The following is a 23,034-nucleotide window of genomic DNA, read 5'->3' as shown; positions in this document are numbered from 1 at the left end:
CGCTCCTTATGACCCTACCCGTACTCAGTCTTAAAGATGTGCAACTTTCGCTCGATGGCAATGCCGGACGCGTGGATATTCTGCACGGGATAAGCCTTGATGTGGAAAAAGGGCGCTCTTTGGCGCTGGTCGGGCCGTCCGGCTCGGGCAAATCATCGCTTTTGATGCTCATGGGGGGCCTCGAACGCGCGAGCAGCGGCACCATCACCGCGCTTGGACAGGATTTGACCGCGATGAGCGAGGATGCGCTAGCGAAATTCCGGCGCAGATCCATGGGGATCGTGTTCCAGTCCTTCCATTTGATCCCGACGATGACGGCACTGGAAAACGTGGCGACGCCTTTGGAACTGGCGGGCGACAAAGACGCTTTTGCCAAGGCAGAGGCCGAATTGGACACGGTCGGACTTGGCCACCGCAGCGGGCATTATCCCAGCCAGATGTCAGGAGGCGAACAGCAACGCGTCGCCCTTGCGCGTGCAATGGTCGTGAGGCCGACCGTACTTTTGGCGGATGAGCCAACGGGCAATCTGGACGAAGCGAACGGCAATGCGGTGATGGATTTACTGTTTGAATTGCAAGCGCGCGACGGCGCGACGCTGGTGCTGGTCACCCACTCGAACGCGCTGGCCGCGCGCTGTGACAGCGTGGTGCGCCTGCGCGATGGACGCATTGACGAGGGCGCAGCATGAGCCTTTCTTTAGCTGCGCGCTTTGCCCGGCGCGAGCTGCGCGGTGGTTTAAGGGGCTTTCGCATTTTCCTCGCCTGCCTCGCGCTTGGTGTCGCGGCGATCGCGGCGGTTGGCACTGTGCGCGCCGCAATCGAGGCAGGGCTAGCGCGTGAGGGCGCGGCGCTTTTGGGCGGTGATGCCGAGTTGGAACTGACCTATCGCTTTGCAACCAAGGACGAGCGTGCATGGATGCAAAGCCGCGCCGCGCGCGTGTCGGAAATTGCCGATTTTCGCTCCATGGCCGTGGTCGGCGATCAGCGCGGACTCACGCAGGTGAAGGCGGTGGACGCGAACTACCCGCTGATTGGCGACGTGGCGCTGAACCCGCCGATGCCGATTGCAGATGCTTTGGCAGAGCAATCCGTGCTGCCCGGCGCAGTGATGGAGCAGGTCTTGATCGACCGTCTCGGGCTGCAAATCAGCGACATCTTCAAGCTGGGGACTCAGGAATTCCGCCTCACCGCCGCGTTGCTGAGCGAGCCCGATAGCGCAGGGGGCGGCTTTGGTCTTGGCCCGCGCATCATCGTGCGGCGCGCTGCGCTGGAGGCTTCGGGACTGCTGGAAGCGGGCACACTTTTTTCCAGCAAGTACCGCCTTGCGCTGCCCGCAGGCGCGGACCTAGATGCACTCAGCGCCGAAGCGAACGCAGCCTTCGCGCAAAGCGGTTTGCGCTGGCGCGATGCACGCAACGGCGCGCCGGGCGTGGCGCAATTCGTCGACCGGCTCGGCGCGTTTTTGATCCTCGTTGGGCTGTCGGGCCTTGCCGTCGGCGGCGTCGGCGTGTCGGCAGCCGTATCCAGCTACCTCAAAGGCAAGACTGCCGTAATCGCGACCCTGCGCACTTTGGGCGCTGAGCGGGGGGTGATCTTTCAAACCTATTTCATCCAGATCGGCGTTCTTAGCCTGCTTGGCATCGCGATCGGCCTCGTGCTTGGCGCGCTCGCACCCCTATTATTAGCGCCTTTGATCACCGAACGCCTGCCCATCCCCGCAGCCTTCGCGCTCTACCCCAAACCCCTGTTCGAGGCGGCGCTCTATGGCATCCTGACCGCGTTGATCTTTACGACCTGGCCCCTCGCGCGCACGGAAAACATCCGTGCGGCAACGCTGTTTCGCGATGCGGGACAAGGCGGTGCGCGCCTGCCCGCACCACGCTACATTCTGGCGATCGCCATGATGGTGGCGCTCCTGTTGGCGCTGGCCAGCTGGTTTTCGGGCACGGTTTTTCTGACACTCTGGACCGCGGCAGGCATATTCGGCGCACTGATCCTGCTGGTTCTGGCGGCGGCATTGATCCGCTTCATCGCCAAGCGACTCGCCCCTCTGGCGCGGGGTCGCGCAAGCTTGCGGTGGGCGCTTGGCGCGATTTCAGGTCCGAGAGAAGAGGCTGTGTCAGTCGTGCTCTCGCTCGGGCTTGGCCTGTCGGTGCTCGCCTCGGTCGGGCAGATCGACGGCAACCTGCGCGGCGCGATCGCACGTGATTTACCAAGTGTCGCGCCCTCCTATTTCTTTGTCGATATCCAGAAAGACCAGATGCCAGGCTATCTGGAGCGCCTTGAAAACGACCCCTCCGTCAGCCGCATCGACAGCGCACCAATGTTGCGCGGGCTCATCACGCAGATCAACGGGGCACCCGCCAGCGAGGTTGCGGGCGATCATTGGGTGCTCGAGGGCGATCGCGGGATAACCTATTCCACCGCCATTCCGGATAACACGCGCCTGCTGGACGGAACATGGTGGGAGCCGGATTACACAGGTCCACCGCTGGTGAGTTTCGCCGCCGAAGAGGCCAAAGAAATGAACCTGAAGCTGGGCGATGATGTCACGGTCAATATCCTCGGGCGCGATATCACCGCGACGATCTCCAGCTTCAGAGAGGTGGATTTTTCAACCGCCGGCATCGGGTTCATCATGTCGATGAACCCTGCCGCGCTATCGGGCGCGCCGCATAGCTTTATCTCGACCGTCTATGCGACACCTGAAACGGAGGCGCAAATTCTGCGCGATCTGAGTACGGCCTACCCCAACATCACCGCGATCCGCGTCGGCGATGCCATCGCGCGCGTCTCTGAGGTTTTGGCGGGACTGGCGGCGGCGGTCAGCTATGGCGCGGCGGCGACCTTGCTCACGGGATTTTTGGTTTTGATCGGCGCATCAGCCGCAGGCGAGCAAGCGCGCACCTTCGAGGCGGCGATCCTCAAGACGCTGGGCGCGACGCGCGCTCGGATTCTGCGCAGCTTTGCACTGCGCGCCGCAATCCTTGGCGGCGCGGCAGGCTTGGTTGCGCTTGGTGCAGGTATTCTAGGGGGCTGGGCGGTTAGCACTTTCGTGATGGAAACCAGCTATGAGGTGATCTGGTCCAACGCATTTGCGATCATCGGCGGCGGTATTCTGGCGACCCTGCTCTCTGGCCTGGCCTTTGCGTGGCGCCCGCTGACGGCGCGCCCCGCGCACATCCTGCGCGCGCAAGAATAGGGGCGATCAGGCCGCTTTGATGACGCGTAGTGCAGGGGCCTTGTTGCAGCTTGCGTCGCTGAGCAAATCCATGAGCGCGGCATTGTCGCAGACCAGATCGGCCAGCGTGATCCCGTCGAGATGACCGTAAAAGCTCTCTGCCGCCGCCGTCAAAGCACCGCGCAAACGGCACGAGTCGACCAAAGGGCAACTATCGTCGGCATCCGCGAAACACTCCGCAATCGGGACAGGCCCCTCGATGGCGCGGAACACGTCTCCGATAGCGATTTCGGCAGGCGGACGCGCGAGGCTGAGGCCGCCTTTGCGGCCCCGCTGGGTATAGAGATATTTCAGCTGCGCGAGTTGGTGAATAACCTGCGCGAGGTGGTTTTCTGAGGCTTTACAGCGCTCGGCGATATCCGCTTTGGTGACGAGATGGCCCTCGTTGGCGGCGCAATACATCAACACGCGCATCGCGATATTGGTTCTTTTGGTGACGCGCATCGCATCCTCTTTTCGCCAAGCGGCATTAGGTGTATTCGGGCAAGTATCACGATGGGCGAAAAGAAAGTCATTGATATGGATCAATCGCTAAATCGCGCGGCGCGCTTCTTTGGCTACGGCAGTTTGGTCAATCGCGCCACGCATGACTACCCCGGCGTACAAAGGCAGCGTATCAAGGGCTGGGCGCGAGCCTGGCGTCATACAGGTCTGCGCGAGGTCGCGTTTCTGACAGCCGTGCGTGCGCCCGGCGCTGAAATCGAAGGGCTGAGCGCGGATGTGCCGGGCAGCGATTGGGCCGCGCTGGATGCACGTGAATTTGCATATGATCGCATTGACTTGGACGACGAGGACACGACGGCGATCTATGCGATTCCCGAGGGCAAACATGCCCCTGCAAGCGCGGCGCATCCCATCTTACTCAGCTATCTGGACGTGGTCACTCAGGGCTATCTGCGCGAGTTCGGCGAGGCGGGAGCAGCGCTGTTTTTCGCCACGACCCACGGCTGGGACGCGCCGATCCTCGATGATCGCGCAGCGCCGCTTTATCCGCGCCACCAACCGCTCTCACCCGCTGAAATTTCATTCGTAGACGGTGCTATTCATGCGCTGGAATGCAGGATTTTGCGCCCCTAACGCTTCCAGAAATTGCGCTGCATCAGACGCGCCTGGCGCGCGAAAGGCTTGGGCGTTTCGCCCGAAACGGTACCCGCTTCAACCTTGCGCATGACCCGCAGCGCAAGCACGACGGAGAGCGTGCCGAAGATCACGCCGCCAATCGCCTGACCGATCAACACCCCCGGAGCACCGAACCAGGCCGCCCCAAGAATGACCAGTGGAATAGTGCCCAGCGTGTGCCGCCCCCAATTCAGCCATGTGGAATAGAACGGGTGGCCAAGGTTGTTGAAACTGGCGTTAGCCACGAACAAAAGTCCGTTGAAAAAGAACACAAGCGAAAGTGGGCCGCAGAACAGAAAGACCAGTTCACGGGTGATGCCGGTGGCGGAAAAAATATCGGCAATGGGCGCGCGCAGCACGAACAAGAGCGCAGTCATGCCAAGAACAAAGATGCCAACAAAGCTGATCCCCGCCATGAAACCGCCGCGCACTCGCGCGTGGTTTCCTGCGCCGAAGTTCTGCCCAATGATCGGACCAACCGCCCCTGAAAGTGCGAAGATCACACCGAAAGCAAGCGGCGTGAGGCGGCCCACGATGGCCATTCCCGCAACCGCGGCCTCACCGTATTCGGCCATGGCGCGAGTGACGTAGGCTTGGCCGATCGGCGTCGCAAGCTGGGTCAGGATCGCAGGAAACGCAATGGCGAGAACGGGGCGAAGATCGATCGCAAGATCGCTAAGTTCGGGCTTCACAAAGCCGCCGTAGTGCTTAAGGATCGGCAAAAGCGATACCGCGGCAATCGTCAGGCGCGCTGCAACTGACGCAAGGGCCGCACCCGTGAGTTCCATATCGAGCCCGAAGATCAGGATCGGGTCGAGCACCGCATTGACAGCGCCGCCATAAATCGTCGCCATCATCGCGCGGCGCGCATCGCCGTGCGCGCGCAGGATCGCGCCGCCAACCATGCCGACCATGAGGAACGGCAGCGTCGGAACAATGATTTGCAGGTAGTGCACAGCAAGCGCGTGGGTCTCGCCGCTCGCCCCTAAAAGGGTGACGAACAGGCCCAGATTAAACCAGACGAGCGCAGCAAATATACTGCCGAAAATGACGCCATAGATCAGCGCGTGTGTCGCCTTGCGCTTAGCTTCCGCCTTGTCCCCCGACCCCAGCGCTCGGGCAACCAAAGCGCCTGCTGATATCGCCATTCCGATGCCGAAAGACGTGGTGAAGAACAAGATCGCGCCCGCGTAGCCAACGGCAGCGGCCAGTTCGGCTTTGCCCAGCATCGAGATGAAAATCATATCCACGAAATCGACAAGGAACACCGCCATCAGGCCGACGGAGGCCGTAAGCGACATGACCGAGACGTGGCGAAAGAGCGAGCCTGTGAGAAATTTGGCTTGCTCTGTCATGATGCTACGCTTTCGCTTTGATCACTTGGAGAAGCGGCATCAGCGCAGCCATATCAGGTCCGCGTTCGCGCCCCGTCACGGCTTTGCGCAGCGGCATGAACAGGGCCTTGCCTTTGCGACCCGTCGCGTCCTTCACAGCAGACGTCCATTCGCCCCATGTGGCGTCCGTGTACGGACCACTCGGCAGCATCGCCATGGCTTGCGCGATAAAATCCTCATCGCCCGCGTCGATCAACGGATCAGCGCCGTTTTGGGCGAGTTCCGCCCATTCGGACAGATCGCTCAGCACGGTGATGTTTTCGCGCGCGACATCCCAGAACCGCGCCGCCTGATCGGCAGGAATACCAAGCCCAGCGATACGATCCACGACATCCGCCAAAGCCAGCGTGTGGTTGTAGCGTGCTGTCAGCGGATAAAGATCATCCGCATCGAACTTGGTCGGGGCAGAGCCGAACTGGGAAATGTCGAACCCCTCGATCAGCTCCTCCATGGACGTGCGCAGTTCGACAGGCTGGGACGAGCCAAGTCGCGCCAGAAGCGAGAGTAACGCCATAGGCTGAACGCCCGCTTCGCGCAGATCACGCAGCGCGAGGGTGCCGAGACGTTTGGAGAGGGATTCGCCTTGAGGGCCTGTGAGTAACGAGTGATGCGCAAAGTCGGGAACCGTGCCGCCAATCGCGCGGATCATCTGAATTTGCGTCGCCGTGTTGGTCACATGATCCGAGCCGCGAACGACATGCGTCACGCCCATATCCGTGTCGTCCACGATAGAGGCCAGCGTATAAAGCACTTGGCCGTCACCGCGAATTAGCACGGGATCGGACACGGACGCCGCATCGATCGAAATGTCACCAAGGATACCATCGGTCCACTCAATGCGCTCTTGATCCAGCTTATAACGCCAAACCCCCTGCCCGCGTTCAGCGCGCAGCGCAGCTTTTTCAGTATCCAATAGCGCCAAAGCAGAGCGATCATAGACCGGCGGCTTGCCCATATTGAGCTGTTTCTTTCGCTTGAGGTCCAACTCCACAGGCGTCTCGAACGCCTCGTAGAAACGACCCATCTCGCGCAGTATATCAGCAGTTTCCGCGTAGCGATCCATGCGATCCGACTGGCGTTCGACCCTGTCCCACGTCAGACCAAGCCACTCCATGTCCCGCTGGATCGCATCCACATATTTCTGCTCCGAGCGCACGGGATCGGTGTCGTCGATGCGCAAAATGAACGTGCCGCCGGCTTTGCGGGCGATCATGAAATTGAACAGCGCGGTGCGCAGGTTACCGACGTGGATGTAACCAGTCGGGGACGGGGCGAAACGGGTGGTTGTCATCAGCGGCTCTCCTGTTGGCGCTGCTCTGTCACAGGCGCTGCGCTTTGTCCAGATTTGAGCGCTATTCGGGATGGACGGGCCAGAGTTCACGCAGACAGGCAAGGCCCACGCGGATCAGCATGCGTTAACATGGGCTTGTTCTGGGCCACACAAAACAACTTTCGCGGCGTCACAGGTGCAGGGCGCGTCCACTTGCCCTAACGTGCGTGAACGTAACCCAAAAGGCCCGAAATGAGCAAACCCTACATTCTGCGCAGCTATGAAAAGACGCTCAAACTGCCTTTCGGACGGCAGATTTTTTCGGCGTATGCCGCGCGCAAGGCCCCCTACTTTAGCACCATCAAACCCTTGGTAAAGACGCTGAAGCCGGGGCATTGCGAAATTTTCCTGAAGAAGCGCCGCACGGTGCAAAACCACATTGGCACGGTGCATGTGATCGCGGTGGCAAATGGCCTCGAAATGGCGATGGGGTTTCTCGCGGAGGCAACGATCCCACAACATTTACGCTGGATTCCCAAAGGGATGGAGCTGCGTTATCCAGCCAAGGCAGACACGGATTTGATCTGCGAAGCGGTGAGTGACCCAGCCGATTGGCTGCCCGGCGATCTACCAGTCAAAGTCGTCGCACGGCGCAGCGACGGCACGGCGGTGGTCGAGGGCGTGATCAACCTTTGGATCAGCGAAAAACCGAAACGTTAAAGCTCCGCGTTCGGGAAATGACAGGCGACACCATTGCGAAGCTCTGGCTCGTCGCGTCGGCAAATATCCTGTACTACTGGGCAGCGATTGGCGAAACGGCACCCTGCTGGCAGATTGACCGGATCGGGGGGATCACCGGGGATCAGAATGCGTTTGGTCTGCGCGCGGCGCGCTTTATCAACCGACGGAACCGCCGAGAGCAACGCACGTGTATAGGGATGTTGCGGCGCGTTGAAAATATCAAGGCGCGAGCCATGTTCGACGATCTTGCCCATGTACATCACAGCGATGGAATCGCACATGTGCTGCACCACGCCAAGGTCATGGCTGATGAAGAGATAGGTTAGCCCGAAGTCCTTTTGCAGCTTGCGCAAAAGGTTGAGAATTTGTGCTTGCACCGCAACATCAAGCGCTGAAACAGGTTCATCGCAGATGATCAACTCGGGCTGCGTGGCAAGCGCACGCGCGATGCCGATGCGCTGGCGTTGGCCGCCAGAAAACTGATGTGGAAACAGGCGTTGTTGCTCGGGGCGCAGACCTACGGCATTGAAGAGGAAATCGACGCGCTCGGATTTCTCCGCCTCGCTCATATCGCCAAGGCTATCCATCGGTTCGCGCACGATATCAGAGGCGCGCAGGCGAGGATTGAGCGATGAATAAGGGTCCTGAAAAATGAATTGCACGCGCGCGCGCGCTTGGCGCAGATCCTCGTCGCCAAGGGCAAGCAGGTCGGTGTCACCCAGCAAAACCTTGCCTTTGTAGCTGTTTACAAGGCGCGCAACGGCAAGGGCGGTCGTGGTTTTGCCAGAGCCGGATTCGCCCACGATCGCGAGGGTTTCACCGCACTTCACGGTGAAACTGACATCATCCACCGCATGCAGATGGGCATTTTTGCCGAACCCGCGCCCGCGTTTTACAGCGAAGCGCACGGTCATGTTTTCCACTTTGAGCAGCGTTTCGGCCTTCATGTCAAAGCTCCTCCGCGCGCCAACAGGCGGCTTGATGCGTATTGCCAAAGGCAATCTCCGGTGGCCGCTGGTTCACACATTTGGGCTGTGCATGGCGACAGCGCGACGCGAACAGACACAGATCCTTGCCGAAATCCTGCAAGGCAGGAACAATTCCCGGAACCTCCACCAAATCTTCACGTTCGCTCGTCAAGGTCGAGAGGATATGCGGCACACAGGAAATAAGGCCTGCCGTGTAGGGATGGCGCGGATGCGCAATGATGGTGTCGACGGGGCCCAGTTCGGCCTTGCGCCCTGCGTACATCACGATCATGCGCTCCGCCATTTCGGCGACGGCCCCCATGTCATGCGTGATCAAAATAATTGCACTACCAGTTTGACGGCGCATGTCTTGGAGGAGATCGAAAATCTGTGCTTGGACGGTGACGTCAAGCGCCGTCGTCGGCTCGTCCGCGATCAGGATTTTGGGTTGGCACGCCAGTGCGATGGCGATCATCACGCGCTGGCGCTGACCGCCGCTCATCTGGAAGGGATAGTCCTCGGCGCGGGCGCGTGCATTGGGGATGCGGACCGCATCGAGCAACTCGACCGCTTGATCCCAGGCCTGTTTGCGCGAAAGACCTTGGTGCGCGCGCAGGACCTCTGCGATCTGCTCACCCACTGTATAGAGCGGGTTGAGCGAGGTCATGGGCTCCTGAAAGATCATCGAAATATCATTGCCACGCAGCGCGCGCAGACGGGCCTCGGAGGCTTGCGTCAGATCTTCGCCGTCGAAGGTGATGGACCCTGATGCAACACTGCCGACCCCTTCAGGGAGCAGGCCCATAAGCGCAAGTGCGGTCATGGATTTGCCGCAACCGGATTCGCCCACGAAACTCAGGGACTCGCCTGCGTCCAGATCGAAGGACAAATCGTCGATCACGGGGGCGACCCCTGCACGGGTCTTGATTTCAATCCGCAGATTTTTGACACTCAACAAAGCCATCAGCGCGACCTCAACTTTGGGTTAAGCGCATCGTTCAGCCCGTCCCCGACGAGCGAAATGCACAGCACAGTGATGAAGATCGCAAGGCCGGGAATGGTGACTGTGTAGCTGGCATCAAGGATGTATTGGCGGTTGGATCCGATGACTTGGCCCCATGAGACGACGTTGGGATCGGTAAGCCCAAGGAAGGACAGCCCCGCCTCGAACAAGATTGCGGAGCCAACCATGAGCGCCGCTTGCACGATGATCGGCGGCAGCGCGTTGGGCAGTATCACGCGAAACATCAGTTTGGCGTTTGTCGCCCCGGATGCGCGCGAGGCCATGACATATTCCAGCTCGCGAATGCGCAGGAATTCGGAGCGCGTGATGCGCGCCACGGCAGTCCAGCTGACGACGCCGATTGCGAAAGTGATCATTGGCAGCGAGGCCCCGAAAAGAGCGACGATGACCATGGAAAACAGCAAAGTGGGGAGAACTTGAAAGAACTCTGTGATGCGCATTAACAGTTCTTCAACCCATCCTTTGTAAAACCCGGCAAGCGCGCCAACCGTAACACCAATCAGGATGGAGACAGCAGCAGCGGCGAGGCCAATAATAATGGACACCCGCGCTCCGTGGATCAGCGCGGCCAGCAGGTCACGGCCAAGGTAGTCCGTGCCAAGGATAAAGCCATCCGCACCGGGGGGCGAAAAGGGTGCCCAGACCATATCGAACGGGTCTGTGGGATAGAGATATGGGCCGAAGATCGCGCCAAGCACGATAAGGCAAAGAATCACCAGCGCAATCATCGCGGCGGTGTTGCCGCGAAACATTTCCCATGCCTCCGAGAAAGGAGAGCGCGCCTCAGGAATAGTGTTTTCAGGATCGATCAGGCTCATCCTTTGCCTCCTACACGGGGGTCGATCAGGCGCAGGGCAAGATCGGTGAGCAGGTTGCCCACGATAACGACCAAAGCGGAGAAGAAGAGAATACCGAGAATCGTCGGCGTATCGCGTGCAATGATGGATTGGAACGCAAGCGTGCCAAGGCCCGGCCAGCTGAACACCGCCTCGACCAGAACCGCGCCGGAAATGACCGCAGAAAATTGCAAGCCCGCGAGAGTGATGACGGGAGAAAGGGAATTTTTCAGTGCATGCTTGTAAACCACCTGATTGGGCGAGAGCCCCTTGGCCTTGGCCGTGCGCACAAAGTCGGAGCCGAGCGTTTCCATCATCGTGGCCCGCGCAAGCCGCGAATAGAGCGCAAGAAAGATGGAGCCAAGCGTGATGACAGGCAGCACCATATGACGCGCGATATCGCCTGCGCGAAACCAGAAACCGCCCTCGACCGAGACGTCCATCATCCCAGCCACGGGAAACCACTGGATTTTCAGCGAAAACGCGATGAGCAGCAGAATACCCGTCCAGAACACAGGCGCGGCATAACCGAAAAGCGCGAGGAACGTAACGAAGTGGCTGAGCATCCCGTTGGGACGGCGCGCGGAAATCACGCCCATGACGACCCCTATGAGCAGGGCCAGCACCTGCGCAGTAATCACCAAAAGCAGCGTCGCGGGTAGGCGTTGCAGGATGAGATCGGTCACCGGTTGGTTATAGAAAAACGAAAACCCCAGATCGAATTGTAAAACGCCGCCGATATAACGGCCAAGCTGCACGATGAAGGGTTGATCAAGGCCATAGTCGGCACGGATCTTGTCCAGCAGTTCCTGATCTGCCCCGCCCATGCTTTGCGAGATGGTGTCAGCCACATCGCCCGGCGCGAGGTGCATCATTGAAAAGTTGAGAACCAGCACAGCGATCAACAAAATCACGGCATAGCCTGAACGGATCGCGAAAGCCTGTAAGATCTGCATGTGCAGCCTCTAATTGGTTGAAATGCGCTGAAAAGGTGGATCAGGGCGCAGCGAAAACCGCGCCCTGAACGGATAGGTTCACTCTTTGAGCCAGACCATATCGATCGGTGTGGAGGTGCCCCAAATGCCCTGTGGGAAGTCCATTACCTTTTCGTTGGCGACCGTGTGGTAGGGCAGTGTGTTGACATGATACACTGGCAATTCCGTCGCGATGATCATCTGGAACTCGTTATAGAGTGCCTTGCGCTTGTCCGGATCGCCCTCTTTCGCCGCCATCTCCAAAATCTCGTCGACGCGGGCGTTAGAATAACCTTGGGTGTTAGACCAAACGCCTTTGCCGATATTGGAGCTCACATAAGTGCGGTGAACCCCGATCACAGGATCACCCCAGTTGAACACGGTATCCCAGCTCATATCGAAGTCCATTTCGCCCATCCGCTTGGCCCATGTCGGGAAGTCCGCAGAGGCGCGCACGGTGACGTCGATATCGACTTTCTTCAGCGCCGCTTTGACATATTCCACCTGCGCCTTCACATCAGGCCAGCCGAAATCGATCGTCAACTCCATGCGCGAGCCATTGTCGCCGACGGGAAAGCCTGCCTCGTCCAGCAGCGCAGCCGCCTTTTCAAGATCGAGCGGATAGTTCGGCACATCCGGGTTGTAGAACGGGCTATCGGGGTGAATGCCGGTTTTGGACTCCGCTGCGGTGCCCTGCATCAAAGCGTTCAGAACGAAGTTTTTGTCGATCGCATGGGCAATCGCCTGTCGCACGCGTACATCTTTCAAAGGACCGCGCTGCGTATTCATCGCAAGCCAGTCAAGCGGGCCGATCGCGCCATAGCCGTTCGGCGTGACGGTCAGGCTATCCACCTTCTTGAGACGGTTGATGATGCGGGGCAATTGCTCGAACGCGCCAAGCTGGATTTCGCCATTTTCATAGGCGATCGCGCGGGCGGAAGGATCGGCGATGATGCGCATCACGACCTTGTCGAGATAGGGCCGCCCCTCGATGAAGAAATCATCAAAGCGCTCAAGAATCACATGCTCGCCGCTTTTGTATTCGAGCAGTTTGAACGGGCCGGACCCGACCGGATTTTCATTGTTGCGCGGATGCGTCTTGACCTCGGCGATGGGCACATCTCCGTAAATATGCTTGGGGATGATCGACATGAGTTGACCGGACATCGCGAGGATCAACGCAGGATGCGGCTGGCTCAGGTTCAAAACCGCTGTATGCGCATCGGGCGTATCCACGCTGGTGACAGGCGCGAACATGGATTTGAACGGATGGTTTTCTTTGATCACGTCTACGGAAAAGGCGATGTCTTCAGAGGTGATCGGCACGCCGTCATGGAACACCGCATTCGGCACCAGCTTCAGCGTAACGGCAAGGCCATCCTCGGAGACCTCCCAGCTTTCGGCGAGATAGGGCTGGGGGTCCCAGTTTTCATCATAGCGCAGCGGCGAGGCGAACAACTGCGATCCCGGATAACCCGTCGCAATGCCCGATTGCACAGCCGAATTCAGATTGCGCACGTTGGTGCCGATCACGGTCACGAGCGTGCCGCCTTTGCGCGGTGTTTCGGCAATTGCGCTGGTGGCCACAATCGCCGCAAGCGCGGCGCTCGCCGTCAGCCCTTTTACGAAATGTTTCATTCTATTCCCCCTGTTAATAAGACCTGTTGGTTTCGGTTTTTATCTTTTTATAAAGTCAGCTTAGTCGCGGAGTTTTACATTCGGCAACTGTTTTTAGCGATTTCGATCGCAACGCCGCGAAAGCAACCCTGCGTGCAAAAATCGTTTGCACACGTACAAATCCAGCCTACGCTAGGGAAAGCAACACGGATCAAGCGATAGGAAAGCCCATGAGTGCCGCTATGAAAACGACTGTTTATTGTGCAAAAAAGATCGTGACAATGAACCCGCAAAAGCCCGAGGCGAGCCATGTCGCGATTCGCGAGGGGCGTATTCTGGCGGTCGGGAGCCTTGAAGAAATCGCAACTTGGGGAGAATACGAGCTAGATGAGCGTTTTGCCGACAAGGTGCTTTTCCCCGGATTGATCGAGGGTCACGCGCACACGATGGAGGGCACGCTATGGCGGTATGTCTATTGCGGATATTTTGATCGCATGGATCCGCATGGCAAAACCTGGAGCGGTAACAAAAGCATCGATGCGGTGCTTGAAGCGCTGAAAATCGCTGAGGCCAAGCTGGAGGATCCCGATGCACCACTGACAGGCTGGCAGCTTGATCCGATCTACCTGGAGAACAAGCCGGTCACGCGCGCGCAGCTTGACAGCGTGAGCGCGTCCCGCCCGATCGGGGTGCTAAACGCCTCCGGTCATATTCTTTACGCGAACACCCGTGCGCTTGAACTTGCGGGGCTGATGAAAAGCGGCGTCAATCATCCCGGCATTCCACTGGGCAGTGACGGCATGCCGACGGGCGAGTTGAAAGGCCCTGATGCGATGACGCCGGTGGGTGCGCATGTGGGCATGAACCGCTCGATGACCGACGCGGACGAGCGGGGCCTGCGCGATTTCGCCCGGCTTTGCGTGCGCACCGGCGTGACGACCGTGACTGATCTTGCAGCGCGGCTTGAACCCGACTCCGTCGAAATGATGCTGCGCGTCACGGGCGAAGCGAGCTTTCCCGCCTGCGTCGTGCCACTGCGTATTTTCCTCGGGCTAGCGCCAAACGAGTTGATACCGGAGGTTGCGCGCCTCAAAAAACTCTCGACAGATCGCCTGTCGCTGGGGCGGATCAAGCTGGTCGCCGATGGGTCGATCCAAGGATATTCCGCGCGCCTGCGCTGGCCCGGATATCACAACGGCGCACCGAACGGACTTTGGTATTGCTCGCCCGAGCAGATGCAGGAAATCTACGAGCTTGCACTTGAGGAAGGCATTCAGGTCCATACGCATACGAATGGAGATCAAGCGACGCAGCTTGCAATTGAGAGGCTGGAAGTCGCTTTGAAAAAGCACCCTGCCCATGATCACCGGTTTGTTTTGCAGCACTGCCAATTGGCGGATCGCGCGCAATTCACCCGCATGGCGGCGCTCGGGATGAGCGTGAACCTGTTTGCAAACCACCAGTTTTACTGGGGCGAGGAGCATTATAATCTGACCGTTGGGCCCGACCGTGCACTGCGCATGAATGCGGCGCGCACGGCGCTGGATTGCGGTGTGCCGCTTGCGGTGCATTCTGATGCGCCGATCACACCGCTCGGACCATTGTTCACAGCTTGGTGCGCAGTGAACCGTTTGACGAGGTCGGGCCGCGTACAGGGCGAATATGAAAAGATCACCATAAACGAGGCGCTTTGGGCGATCACAATGGGCGCCGCGCATAGCCTTCACATGGATGGGCTGGTCGGCTCTATCGAAGTGGGCAAACGCGCAGATTTTGCGGTTCTGGACAGTGATCCACGGCTCGCCAAGCCCGAAGAATTAAAGGATATCAAAGTCTGGGGCACCGTCCAAGGCGGGCGCATTTTCGCAGCGGCCGATGTCTGAGCCGCTTCTGGTCACGATCATCGGCGGTTACTTGGGCGCGGGCAAAACCACCATGGTGAACCACCTTTTGCGCACGGCCAACGGGCGTAAATTGGCAATCATGGTCAATGAATTCGGCGCGCTGCCGATTGATGCGGACCTAATCGAAGCGCAGGGCGACGACCTTATTTCCATTGCGGGGGGCTGCGTGTGTTGCTCTTTCGGCTCTGATCTAAGCGCAGCTTTGATCGAGCTTGGCAGCCTGCCCGTGCGCCCCGATCAGGTGGTGATTGAGTGCTCCGGCGTGGCGATCCCTTCAGCGATCGCGGCATCTGTGACGCTTCTTGATGGGTTTACGCCGGATGGGACTGTCGTGCTTGTCGACGCAGAAACCATCCGCGAAAGCGCAGAGAACGAATATATCGGTGATACGATCACGCGCCAGTTGGCGGATGCGGACCTTGTGGTGATGAACAAGGCCGATCTGGTGAGCGCAATGGAATTGACAGCTCTGGAGGCTTGGCTGCAAGAAATCGCGCCGCGCGCCAAAACGCTCAGCGCAGAGCACGGCAAAGCGCCGCTTGATCTGGTGCTCGGGCTTGGCAGCGCACCGATCCTGAGCCAGCAATCAGGCCATGCCGACGGGCTGTTCGACAGCATCGCCCTGCCCTGCCCGCGTGCTTTGGAGGGCGCGGCCCTCGCCGCCAAGCTGACCGATCCTGCGCTCAACATCACGCGCGCGAAAGGTTTCTTTGATCCGGCCCCCTCTGGCACGCGCAAAGCGCTGCACATCGTCGGGCGGCGCTGGGAGATCACCGAGGCACCACAAAACGCTCCTTTGGGGATTGTGTGCATTGGCTTGAAAGGGCAGTTTGACGGCGATCTGATCCGAGAAAGCGCCAGCGAGACCTTATGAGCAACCCCCTTTTCGACGCGCTTTTCACCCCGCACATCGGCAAAGAGAGCGCGTTTTTACACCTTGAGGATGGAACGACGCTGAGCCACGGCGCGTTTCTGCGCAAGGCTGCACAGATTGGCGGCGCGCTGGTTAATGCTGGCCTGCAGCCGGGTGATCGCCTTGCCTTGCAAGTTACAAAATCCCCCGAAGCTTTGGCCGTCTATGCGGCCTGCGTGCAAAAAGGCGTGATCTTCCTTCCTTTGAACACAGCCTATACGGCGCATGAGTTGGAGTATTTTATAGAAAACTCCGGCGCGAAGCTGGTAATCTGTGATCCATCAAAAGCAAGCGACATTGCCGAAATTACATCGCACACGGGCGCACAGCTTTTAACACTTGGGGGCGATGGATCAGGCACGCTGATGGTGGCGGCAGCTTCGCAGCCTGAAACCACGCAAACGATCCCGCGCAGGGGTGAAGATCTGGCCGCCTTCCTCTATACTTCCGGCACGACGGGGCGCTCCAAAGGGGCGATGCTGACGCAAGATAACCTGCTCTCCAATGCCAAGGTGCTGAAGGCCTACTGGCACTTCACACAAGCAGATGTGCTGCTACATGCTCTGCCAATTTTCCACACGCACGGCCTGTTTGTAGCGAGCAACGTCATGCTGCTCTGCGGCGGCGCAATGATCTTTATGCCAGCCTTTAACCCCGACACAATCCTTGCCCAAATGCCGCGTGCGAGCGCGATGATGGGCGTGCCCACTTTTTACACTCGGCTCTTGGCTCACGAAAGGTTCACCCGAGAGGCTGCTGCGCATATGCGCCTGTTTATCTCTGGCTCCGCGCCCATGCTTACCGAAACCCATGTGCAATTTGAGGCCCTTACGGGTCAGCGCATCCTTGAACGTTACGGCATGACCGAGACAAATATGAACACCTCCAACCCATACGCAGGCATGCGCAAGGCGGGCACGGTTGGATTTCCTTTGCCCGGCGTAGAGTTGAAAGTGACGAACCAGCAAACGGGCGAGGAAGTCGCGCAAGGCGAGATTGGCGTGATCGAAGTGCGCGGTGCAAACGTCTTTAAGGGCTATTGGCAGATGCCTGAAAAAACCCGCAAGGAATTGCGCGAGGACGGGTTTTTCATCACCGGTGATCTGGGTCTGATAGACAGAGACGGCTATGTGCAAATTGTGGGTCGCGGAAAGGATTTGATCATTTCCGGCGGCTACAACATCTATCCAAAAGAAATCGAGATGCTGATCGACGATCAGCCCGGCGTAAAGGAAAGCGCAGTGATTGGAGTGCCACATCCTGATTTTGGTGAAACCCCCGTTGCGGTTGTGGTGCCTGACGCTACGGCCCCTGACCTTGATCAGATCACCTCTGCGTGCGAGACTAGCTTTGCCCGGTTCAAACATCCTCGCAAGATCATTATTATAGACGCACTGCCCCGCAACACGATGGGCAAAGTGCAAAAGAATGCCCTGCGCGACGACTACAAAGACCTCTTCACCAAGATAGAAAGTTAACCCATGAGCGATCAAGCCGAATACACGCCCCCAAAAGTTTGGAAATGGGAGCAGGAAAGCGGCGGAACTTTCGCCAGCATCAACCGTCCCGTCGCAGGCGCGACCCATGACAAGGAATTGCCGCGCGGCGCACACCCTTTGCAACTGCATTCCATGGGCACACCCAATGGCGTTAAGGTGACTGTTCTGCTCGAAGAGTTGCTGGCGGCGGGTCACAAGGGCGCGGAATATGACGCGTGGATGATCAAGATTGGGGACGGCGATCAATTCGGGTCCGGCTTTGTCGGAGCGAACCCGAACTCAAAGATTCCCGCGCTGATGGATTACTCCGGCGACACCCCTGTGCGCCTGTTCGAGAGCGCTTCGATCATGATGTATCTGGCGGAAAAATTCGAGACCTTCATCCCCGAACACGCCCGCGCAGAGTGCTTCAACTGGCTGTTCTGGCAAATGGGCAGCGCGCCATATCTTGGCGGCGGTTTTGGCCATTTCTACGCTTATGCGCCCTATAAAATGGAATATCCGATCAACCGTTTCTCAATGGAAGTGAAGCGTCAGATGGATGTTCTAGACCGCCATTTGGCCGGCAATGAATATTTCGCGGGCGGTGAATATTCCATTGCAGATATGGCCATTTGGCCGTGGTACGGTCGCCTCGCCGAAGGCAAAGCCTATGATGCGGGCGAATTCCTCGATGTAGAAAGCTACAAACATGTTCAGCGCTGGACCAAGCAGATCGCAGAGCGCCCTGCGGTGATCCGTGGGCGCATCGTCAATGTGGCCTGGGGCGCAGAAAACGAGCAATTGCCCGAACGCCATTCAGCCGCAGACATTGATGCGGTTTTAGCAAAGTGATCACCACAGCCTAGGGCGCACTTTTTCACAACGGGAATCCGTCTTGGGGCAATTGAAAACCTGCGCGGCGCACATATCTTTAGAACACACATTCTGAAAGGATCGCCATGCAGTGCCCTATCGACGGAACCACCCTCGTGATTACAGATCGTAGCGGAGTCGAAATCGACTATTGTCCGCAATGTCGGGGCGTTTGGCTTGATCGCGGGGAACTCGATAAAATCCTCGAGCGTAGCGCGGTTGCCGCGCCGCACCCTCCCCCGCAGCAGCAGCGCGGTTATGACGATCGCGATGATCGCGGTCGCGGCTATGAGGGCAAGCGCAAGAAACGTGGCGGGTTCCTAGAAGACCTGTTCGATTTTTGACGTTCCAGTTTTCTTAGGGTTGTTTGGGTGGGCTAACGATGTCTAACAATGTCAAACATTCTAGTACCACCCGGCCAATCCGGCTTAGGTTTCGGGGAGAAGGTTAAAGTTGATACTTTGACCTCTCCGGTTCCTGCCTTAGAAATCAAGCATGTGCTCTTCTTCAAAGCGGCACCTTGATGATTTAACCAATCCGTGAGCCAGCCAGCGCCATCCTTCCACGGCGGCACATCAAAGCTGTCTTGGCCAAGCAGATTCAAGGCCTCGCAAACAGCTCCAGCAGCAAGATCAGGAATTGAGAGAAGACCTTCAATTGGCCCTTTTTCAAAGCCTCGTTGTGTTGAAAAAGCGAGCCGGTCTATGGGGGACTGATGCAGTCCTATCAGACGGTTCTGAAACTGCATGGTTGCTTCAATCAGAGTGGGCTTAGCGCAAATATCATCATTGTCGGTAATCCACCAAACTTTTTGAGCCGGAGGCCTCGCTAATTGTTTGAGCAAATAGGCCAAAATGTGATTCACTCTGAGAAACTTCTCAGCCACGTTGGGCTTTAGATCAGTGACATCATGATCTTTTAAGAGTTGAGCCAACCGCTTCTTCGGGTTGCCATCCCAATTATCAAACAAAGATGCAATTTGTTTCTCAACTGCGACTGTAAGAACATAGCCAACCAAGCCTAAATCAGCTTTCTGCAGCATTTCTGGTAAAATTTCTCGCTGTCCTGTGCGAGACAGGTTCTTGAAGTTTATCTCTCGGCTGCCAATCGGGAATCTCCCCCGAGCTTTGGCAAGCCAGTCTGAGAATTGGCCACTCAAATTCCAACTGCAAAGCAAAAAAGAGTAAACCAGATAATCACCCCCTGCGTCGCCAGCATAGTCGCTCAAAACCACCACAGTTTCATTTTCAAAGGCATGAAAGTTAGGCAGAAGAAGCATCCCAGCTTTGTCCAAGCTGAGAAAATGCTGGTCCAATAAATCATACAACACTGGTAAGGATTGTTCGCCAACCCCTTCGTCAACCTTCAAAGGCCGATGCCGCGCTGTAGCTTCATCTGCAAAGTCTTGAAGTTCTTGATCTAGGTCGCTCACCCCTCATCGCGCCATCTGTTCGCAATCGGATAGCGCCGATCCAGCCAGAAGGCGCGGCGCGACAGGCGGGCTCCGGGGGCGGATTGGAAGCGTTTGTACTCGGAAATATAGATCAGATGTTCGATCTTTTTTACCACAGCGCGATCATAGCCAGCCGCCACGCAATCTGCGACTGAGGCGTCATCGTCCACAAGCATTTCCAAGATGCCATCCAGGATCGGATAGTCTGGCAGGCTGTCGCTGTCTTTTTGATCGGGGCGCAATTCTGCTGAGGGGGGTTTGTCGATGATCGAAGTGGGAATGACTTCCCCCGCGGGGCCCATCATCCAAGGCAAATGGTTTTCATTGCGCCAACGGCAGACTTCGAAAACGCGTACTTTGTACATGTCTTTGATCGGGTTATAGCCGCCCGACATATCTCCGTATATCGTCGAATAACCTACGGCGACCTCAGATTTATTGCCTGTTGTCAGCAACATAGAGCCGAATTTATTACTCATCGCCATGAGCAAAAGGCCACGCAAGCGCGACTGGATGTTTTCTTCGGTGATATCCGCCTTAAGACCCTCAAACAAAGGCGCGAGCGTGTTGGTGATCGCGTCGCGGCCCTCGCTGATGGGCACGAAATTGTAATCCGCGCCGATCCGCTCTGCGCAGTCTTTGGCATCATCGAGCGAACTTTGGGAGGTATATTCAGAGGGCAACATCACGCAGCGCACGTTCTCGCCGCCTAGCGCATCGACAGCGATGGTCGCCACAAGCGCCGAGTCGATGCCGCCGGACATCCCAAGCAAGACTTTCTTAAAGCCCGTCTTGCCCATGTAATCGCGCAAGGCCTGCACGCAAACGCGGTAATCCTGCTCGAACTGCCCCGGCAAAATCACCTTAACCCCGTCCTCGATGCGCCAGCCCTCGGGCGTGCGGATCAGGTCAACATGCGTGATTTCCTCGTCGAATACGGGCATTTGCACCGCCAGTGCGCCGCCGGGATTCAAAGCGAAAGAACCACCATCGAACACCTGATCATCCTGACCACCGACCATGTTCAGGTAGATGAGCGGCAATCCCGTTTCCACAACCCGCGCAACCATCTGGTTCATGCGCACATCGAATTTGCCGCGATAATAAGGCGAGCCATTGGGCACGAGTAGAAACTCCGCGCCTGTTTCTTCCAGCGTCTCACTGACTTCTTCATGCCACGCATCTTCGCAGATCGGACTGCCGATGCGCGTGTTTCCAACGGAATAAGGCCCGCCCAGAGGGCCGCTGTCAAAGACCCGCACCTCGTCGAAAACATCTTCATTGGGCAGGTTATGTTTAAGCGATTTGCTGGCGATCTTGCCAGAGCGGCATATGAAATAGGCGTTGTAGAGCTTGCCGTTCTCCAGCAAGGGACCGCCGATCGCCAAGGCAGGCCCCTCGGCGCACTCGCGCGCAAGCGCTTCGATCGCGGCAAGGCAGGCCGCTTGCACCGCAGGCTTCATCACCAGATCCTGCGCATTGTAGCCAAGAATGAACATCTCCGGCAGGGCCACCAGATCCGCCCCCGCCTCGCGGCCCGCCTCCCAAGCTGCGCGCGCCTTGGCAGCGTTTCCAGCGATATCCCCGACAGTTGGGTTCAACTGCCCAAGCGTAATGCGAAAGCGGTCTGATGGGGTGGCATTGCTCATGTGATGCGCTCCGGCAATTCGTGTTGCGCGCAGATGTACCGCTCTCGCGGCGCGAGGGAAAGAGGCACCAAGACGCCTCTATGAAAATCCATTGTTCTCATGCAGAGCCTGATTTAGGGTTCAGTAACCCCTGACGCCCCTCATTCACGGACTTCGCCCATGCGCATCGCCCCACTTGCCCTTGCGGCCTGCATCGCCCTCAGCTTGCCTGCGTTTGAGGCAAGCGCCCAAACCAGTGGCGTGCAAACCAAGCAATATGATGATGGTGGCGTTTACGAGGGCACGTTCAAGGACGGGCTGCAACACGGGCTGGGCACCTATACTTTGCCCAACGGCTATGAGTATTCAGGCGAATGGGTCATGGGCGAAATCTTCGGACAAGGGCGGGCCAACTTTCCCGATGGCTCCATCTATGACGGTGCGTTCGCCAAGGGCAAACCTGAAGGAATCGGGCGGATCACCTATAGTGACGGCAGCACCTATGAAGGCAGTTGGCAAAACGGCATTCAGCAGGGGACAGGTGTATCGATCAGCGCCGATGGCGGGCGCTTCGAGGGCACGTTTCGCGGTGGGAAACAGCACGGCAAGGGCTTGCTGCGCCAGCAAAACGGCTACATCTATAACGGCGATTGGGTCAACGGCACCAAGGAAGGTGCAGCAACAATCACATATCCGGACGGTTCCGAGTACAAAGGACAGGTTCAAGCCGGCCAGCGCGAAGGCGTCGGCACCCTGACGTTAAGCGACGGTATGATCCTGGAGGGACCATGGCGCAGCGCCCAGCTAAGCGGGCTGGGCAAAGTGATCCAGCCCAACGGCGATCTTTATGAGGGCGAGCTGGTCGCAGGGCGGCGTGAAGGCAAGGGTAAGGTTACCTATCAGAACGGTGATATCTATGAGGGCGATTTCCTCGATGATCTGCGCCACGGCATCGGCACATTCACAGCAACAGACGATTACAAATACGAGGGTGAGTGGCGCAAAGGCCTGATCGAGGGCACGGGGCGTGTGAGTTATCCTGACGGCTCGGTCTATGAGGGCCAGATGCAGAACGGCCTCGCGCAGGGCAAGGGCAAGATCACCTACCCTGGCGGCGCAAACTATGCGGGGCAATGGGCCGCGAATGTGATCGAGGGCGCGGGTCGCGCGGTCTATGCGGACGGCACCATCTACGAGGGCAGTTTCAAGGATGCTCGTCATCACGGACAAGGCGTTTTGACGCGCCCAAGCGGCTATCGCTACGAGGGGGCGTGGCTCGATAACAAGATCACCGGCCTTGGCACCGCGACGTTCCCAGACGGTTCAATCTATGAGGGTCAATTCAAGGACGGACAACGCCACGGGCGCGGCGTGTTTCGCATGGCGGACGGGTTTTCCTACGAGGGGGCATGGGTGCTTGGTGCCATGACCGGCATGGGCGCGGCGCGCTATGCGACGGGCGATATTTATGAAGGCGCATTCGTGGATGGCAAGCGCGAGGGCGCAGGCGAGATGCGCTATGCGGACGGCAAGATAGCTTCAGGCGTTTGGACAAACGGACAGTTGATCGATCCTGCGCAAACGCAGGAGTAAGGCAA

General features: G+C 58.2%; 20 protein-coding genes. 10 read left to right on the top strand and 10 right to left on the bottom strand.

What is annotated here, in order from left to right; genetic code table 11:
• The first annotated feature begins 8 nt into the window (after positions 1-8).
• Both B9P63_RS06870 and B9P63_RS06865 read left to right on the top strand, forming a co-directional pair.
• The gene (locus tag B9P63_RS06870) at positions 9-689 is read left to right on the top strand and encodes an ABC transporter ATP-binding protein (RefSeq protein WP_085307793.1); all 681 of its coding nucleotides are present in this window, start codon (positions 9-11) and stop codon (positions 687-689) included.
• A complete protein-coding gene (locus tag B9P63_RS06865; protein WP_085307792.1) occupies positions 686-3,202 on the top strand; it encodes an ABC transporter permease in 2,517 nt (838 codons plus the stop codon). Before B9P63_RS06870 ends, B9P63_RS06865 begins: the two co-directional genes overlap by 4 nt.
• 6 nt (positions 3,203-3,208) lie before the next feature.
• Here B9P63_RS06865 and B9P63_RS06860 read toward each other — a convergent pair whose 3' ends face one another.
• Positions 3,209-3,685: an RrF2 family transcriptional regulator gene (locus tag B9P63_RS06860; protein WP_085307791.1), complete on the bottom strand. Its 477-nt coding sequence runs from the start codon at positions 3,683-3,685 to the stop codon at positions 3,209-3,211.
• 51 nt (positions 3,686-3,736) lie between these two features.
• Here B9P63_RS06860 and B9P63_RS06855 point away from each other — a divergent pair, with 51 nt between their 5' ends.
• Entirely contained in the window at positions 3,737-4,318 is a 582-nt protein-coding gene (locus tag B9P63_RS06855; protein WP_245830571.1) for a gamma-glutamylcyclotransferase family protein, read from the top strand.
• On the opposite strand, the gene B9P63_RS06850 is transcribed toward B9P63_RS06855, so the two are convergent.
• Positions 4,315-5,715: an MATE family efflux transporter gene (locus B9P63_RS06850; protein WP_085307790.1), complete on the bottom strand. Its 1,401-nt coding sequence runs from the start codon at positions 5,713-5,715 to the stop codon at positions 4,315-4,317. The two genes, B9P63_RS06855 and B9P63_RS06850, sit on opposite strands and share 4 nt — an antisense overlap.
• Before the next feature lie 4 nt (positions 5,716-5,719).
• The gene (gene gltX / locus B9P63_RS06845; protein WP_085307789.1) at positions 5,720-7,045 is read right to left on the bottom strand and encodes a glutamate--tRNA ligase; all 1,326 of its coding nucleotides are present in this window, start codon (positions 7,043-7,045) and stop codon (positions 5,720-5,722) included.
• Between the two features lie 231 nt (positions 7,046-7,276).
• Between gltX and B9P63_RS06840 the strand changes: the two genes are divergently transcribed.
• Positions 7,277-7,744, top strand: a complete 468-nt coding sequence (locus B9P63_RS06840) for a hotdog fold domain-containing protein (protein ID WP_085307788.1) — start codon at positions 7,277-7,279, stop codon at positions 7,742-7,744.
• On the opposite strand, the gene B9P63_RS06835 is transcribed toward B9P63_RS06840, so the two are convergent.
• From B9P63_RS06835 to B9P63_RS06815, 5 genes are all read right to left on the bottom strand, one after another.
• Positions 7,741-8,712 (bottom strand): ABC transporter ATP-binding protein, encoded by a 972-nt coding sequence (locus B9P63_RS06835; protein ID WP_085307787.1) that lies wholly within the window; start codon positions 8,710-8,712, stop codon positions 7,741-7,743. The genes B9P63_RS06840 and B9P63_RS06835 overlap by 4 nt on opposite strands.
• A gap of 1 nt (position 8,713) precedes the next feature.
• On the bottom strand, positions 8,714-9,697 hold the full coding sequence (locus B9P63_RS06830; RefSeq protein ID WP_085307786.1) for an ABC transporter ATP-binding protein: 984 nt from the start codon (positions 9,695-9,697) through the stop codon (positions 8,714-8,716).
• Complete coding sequence (locus B9P63_RS06825; RefSeq protein WP_085307785.1) at positions 9,697-10,575, bottom strand: ABC transporter permease; 879 nt, start codon at positions 10,573-10,575, stop codon at positions 9,697-9,699. Before B9P63_RS06825 ends, B9P63_RS06830 begins: the two co-directional genes overlap by 1 nt.
• Positions 10,572-11,549, bottom strand: coding sequence for an ABC transporter permease (locus B9P63_RS06820; protein ID WP_085307784.1), 978 nt, complete (start codon positions 11,547-11,549; stop codon positions 10,572-10,574). The genes B9P63_RS06825 and B9P63_RS06820 overlap by 4 nt, the downstream gene beginning before the upstream one ends.
• 78 nt (positions 11,550-11,627) lie before the next feature.
• Complete coding sequence (locus B9P63_RS06815) at positions 11,628-13,205, bottom strand: ABC transporter substrate-binding protein (protein ID WP_085307783.1); 1,578 nt, start codon at positions 13,203-13,205, stop codon at positions 11,628-11,630.
• 260 nt (positions 13,206-13,465) lie between these two features.
• Between B9P63_RS06815 and B9P63_RS06810 the strand changes: the two genes are divergently transcribed.
• From B9P63_RS06810 to B9P63_RS06790, 5 genes are all read left to right on the top strand, one after another.
• Entirely contained in the window at positions 13,466-15,067 is a 1,602-nt protein-coding gene (locus B9P63_RS06810) for an amidohydrolase (RefSeq protein WP_245830570.1), read from the top strand.
• Positions 15,060-15,962: a CobW family GTP-binding protein gene (locus B9P63_RS06805; RefSeq protein WP_085307781.1), complete on the top strand. Its 903-nt coding sequence runs from the start codon at positions 15,060-15,062 to the stop codon at positions 15,960-15,962. Before B9P63_RS06810 ends, B9P63_RS06805 begins: the two co-directional genes overlap by 8 nt.
• Positions 15,959-17,479, top strand: a complete 1,521-nt coding sequence (locus tag B9P63_RS06800) for a malonate--CoA ligase (RefSeq protein WP_085307780.1) — start codon at positions 15,959-15,961, stop codon at positions 17,477-17,479. The genes B9P63_RS06805 and B9P63_RS06800 overlap by 4 nt, the downstream gene beginning before the upstream one ends.
• Positions 17,480-17,482: 3 nt before the next feature.
• Positions 17,483-18,334 (top strand): glutathione-dependent disulfide-bond oxidoreductase, encoded by an 852-nt coding sequence (gene yghU / locus B9P63_RS06795; RefSeq protein ID WP_085307779.1) that lies wholly within the window; start codon positions 17,483-17,485, stop codon positions 18,332-18,334.
• A gap of 107 nt (positions 18,335-18,441) precedes the next feature.
• Entirely contained in the window at positions 18,442-18,699 is a 258-nt protein-coding gene (locus B9P63_RS06790; protein ID WP_085307778.1) for a TFIIB-type zinc ribbon-containing protein, read from the top strand.
• Positions 18,700-18,731: 32 nt separating this feature from the next.
• On the opposite strand, the gene B9P63_RS06785 is transcribed toward B9P63_RS06790, so the two are convergent.
• Both B9P63_RS06785 and B9P63_RS06780 read right to left on the bottom strand, forming a co-directional pair.
• Positions 18,732-19,787 carry a hypothetical protein gene (locus B9P63_RS06785; protein WP_085307777.1) on the bottom strand — a complete coding sequence of 352 codons (1,056 nt, stop codon included), beginning with the start codon at positions 19,785-19,787 and terminating at the stop codon, positions 18,732-18,734.
• Positions 19,784-21,457 (bottom strand): NAD+ synthase, encoded by a 1,674-nt coding sequence (locus tag B9P63_RS06780; protein ID WP_085307776.1) that lies wholly within the window; start codon positions 21,455-21,457, stop codon positions 19,784-19,786. The genes B9P63_RS06785 and B9P63_RS06780 overlap by 4 nt, the downstream gene beginning before the upstream one ends.
• Positions 21,458-21,616: 159 nt before the next feature.
• On the opposite strand from B9P63_RS06780, the gene B9P63_RS06775 reads away from it, so the two are divergent.
• A complete protein-coding gene (locus B9P63_RS06775) occupies positions 21,617-23,029 on the top strand; it encodes an MORN repeat-containing protein (RefSeq protein WP_085307775.1) in 1,413 nt (470 codons plus the stop codon).
• Positions 23,030-23,034: the final 5 nt, after the last annotated feature.

Source organism: Planktotalea arctica, assembly GCF_002105285.1.
Lineage (GTDB): Bacteria > Pseudomonadota > Alphaproteobacteria > Rhodobacterales > Rhodobacteraceae > Planktotalea > Planktotalea arctica.
Note: the sequence above shows the minus strand (reverse complement) of the source record. Positions and strands in the feature narration are given on the sequence as shown.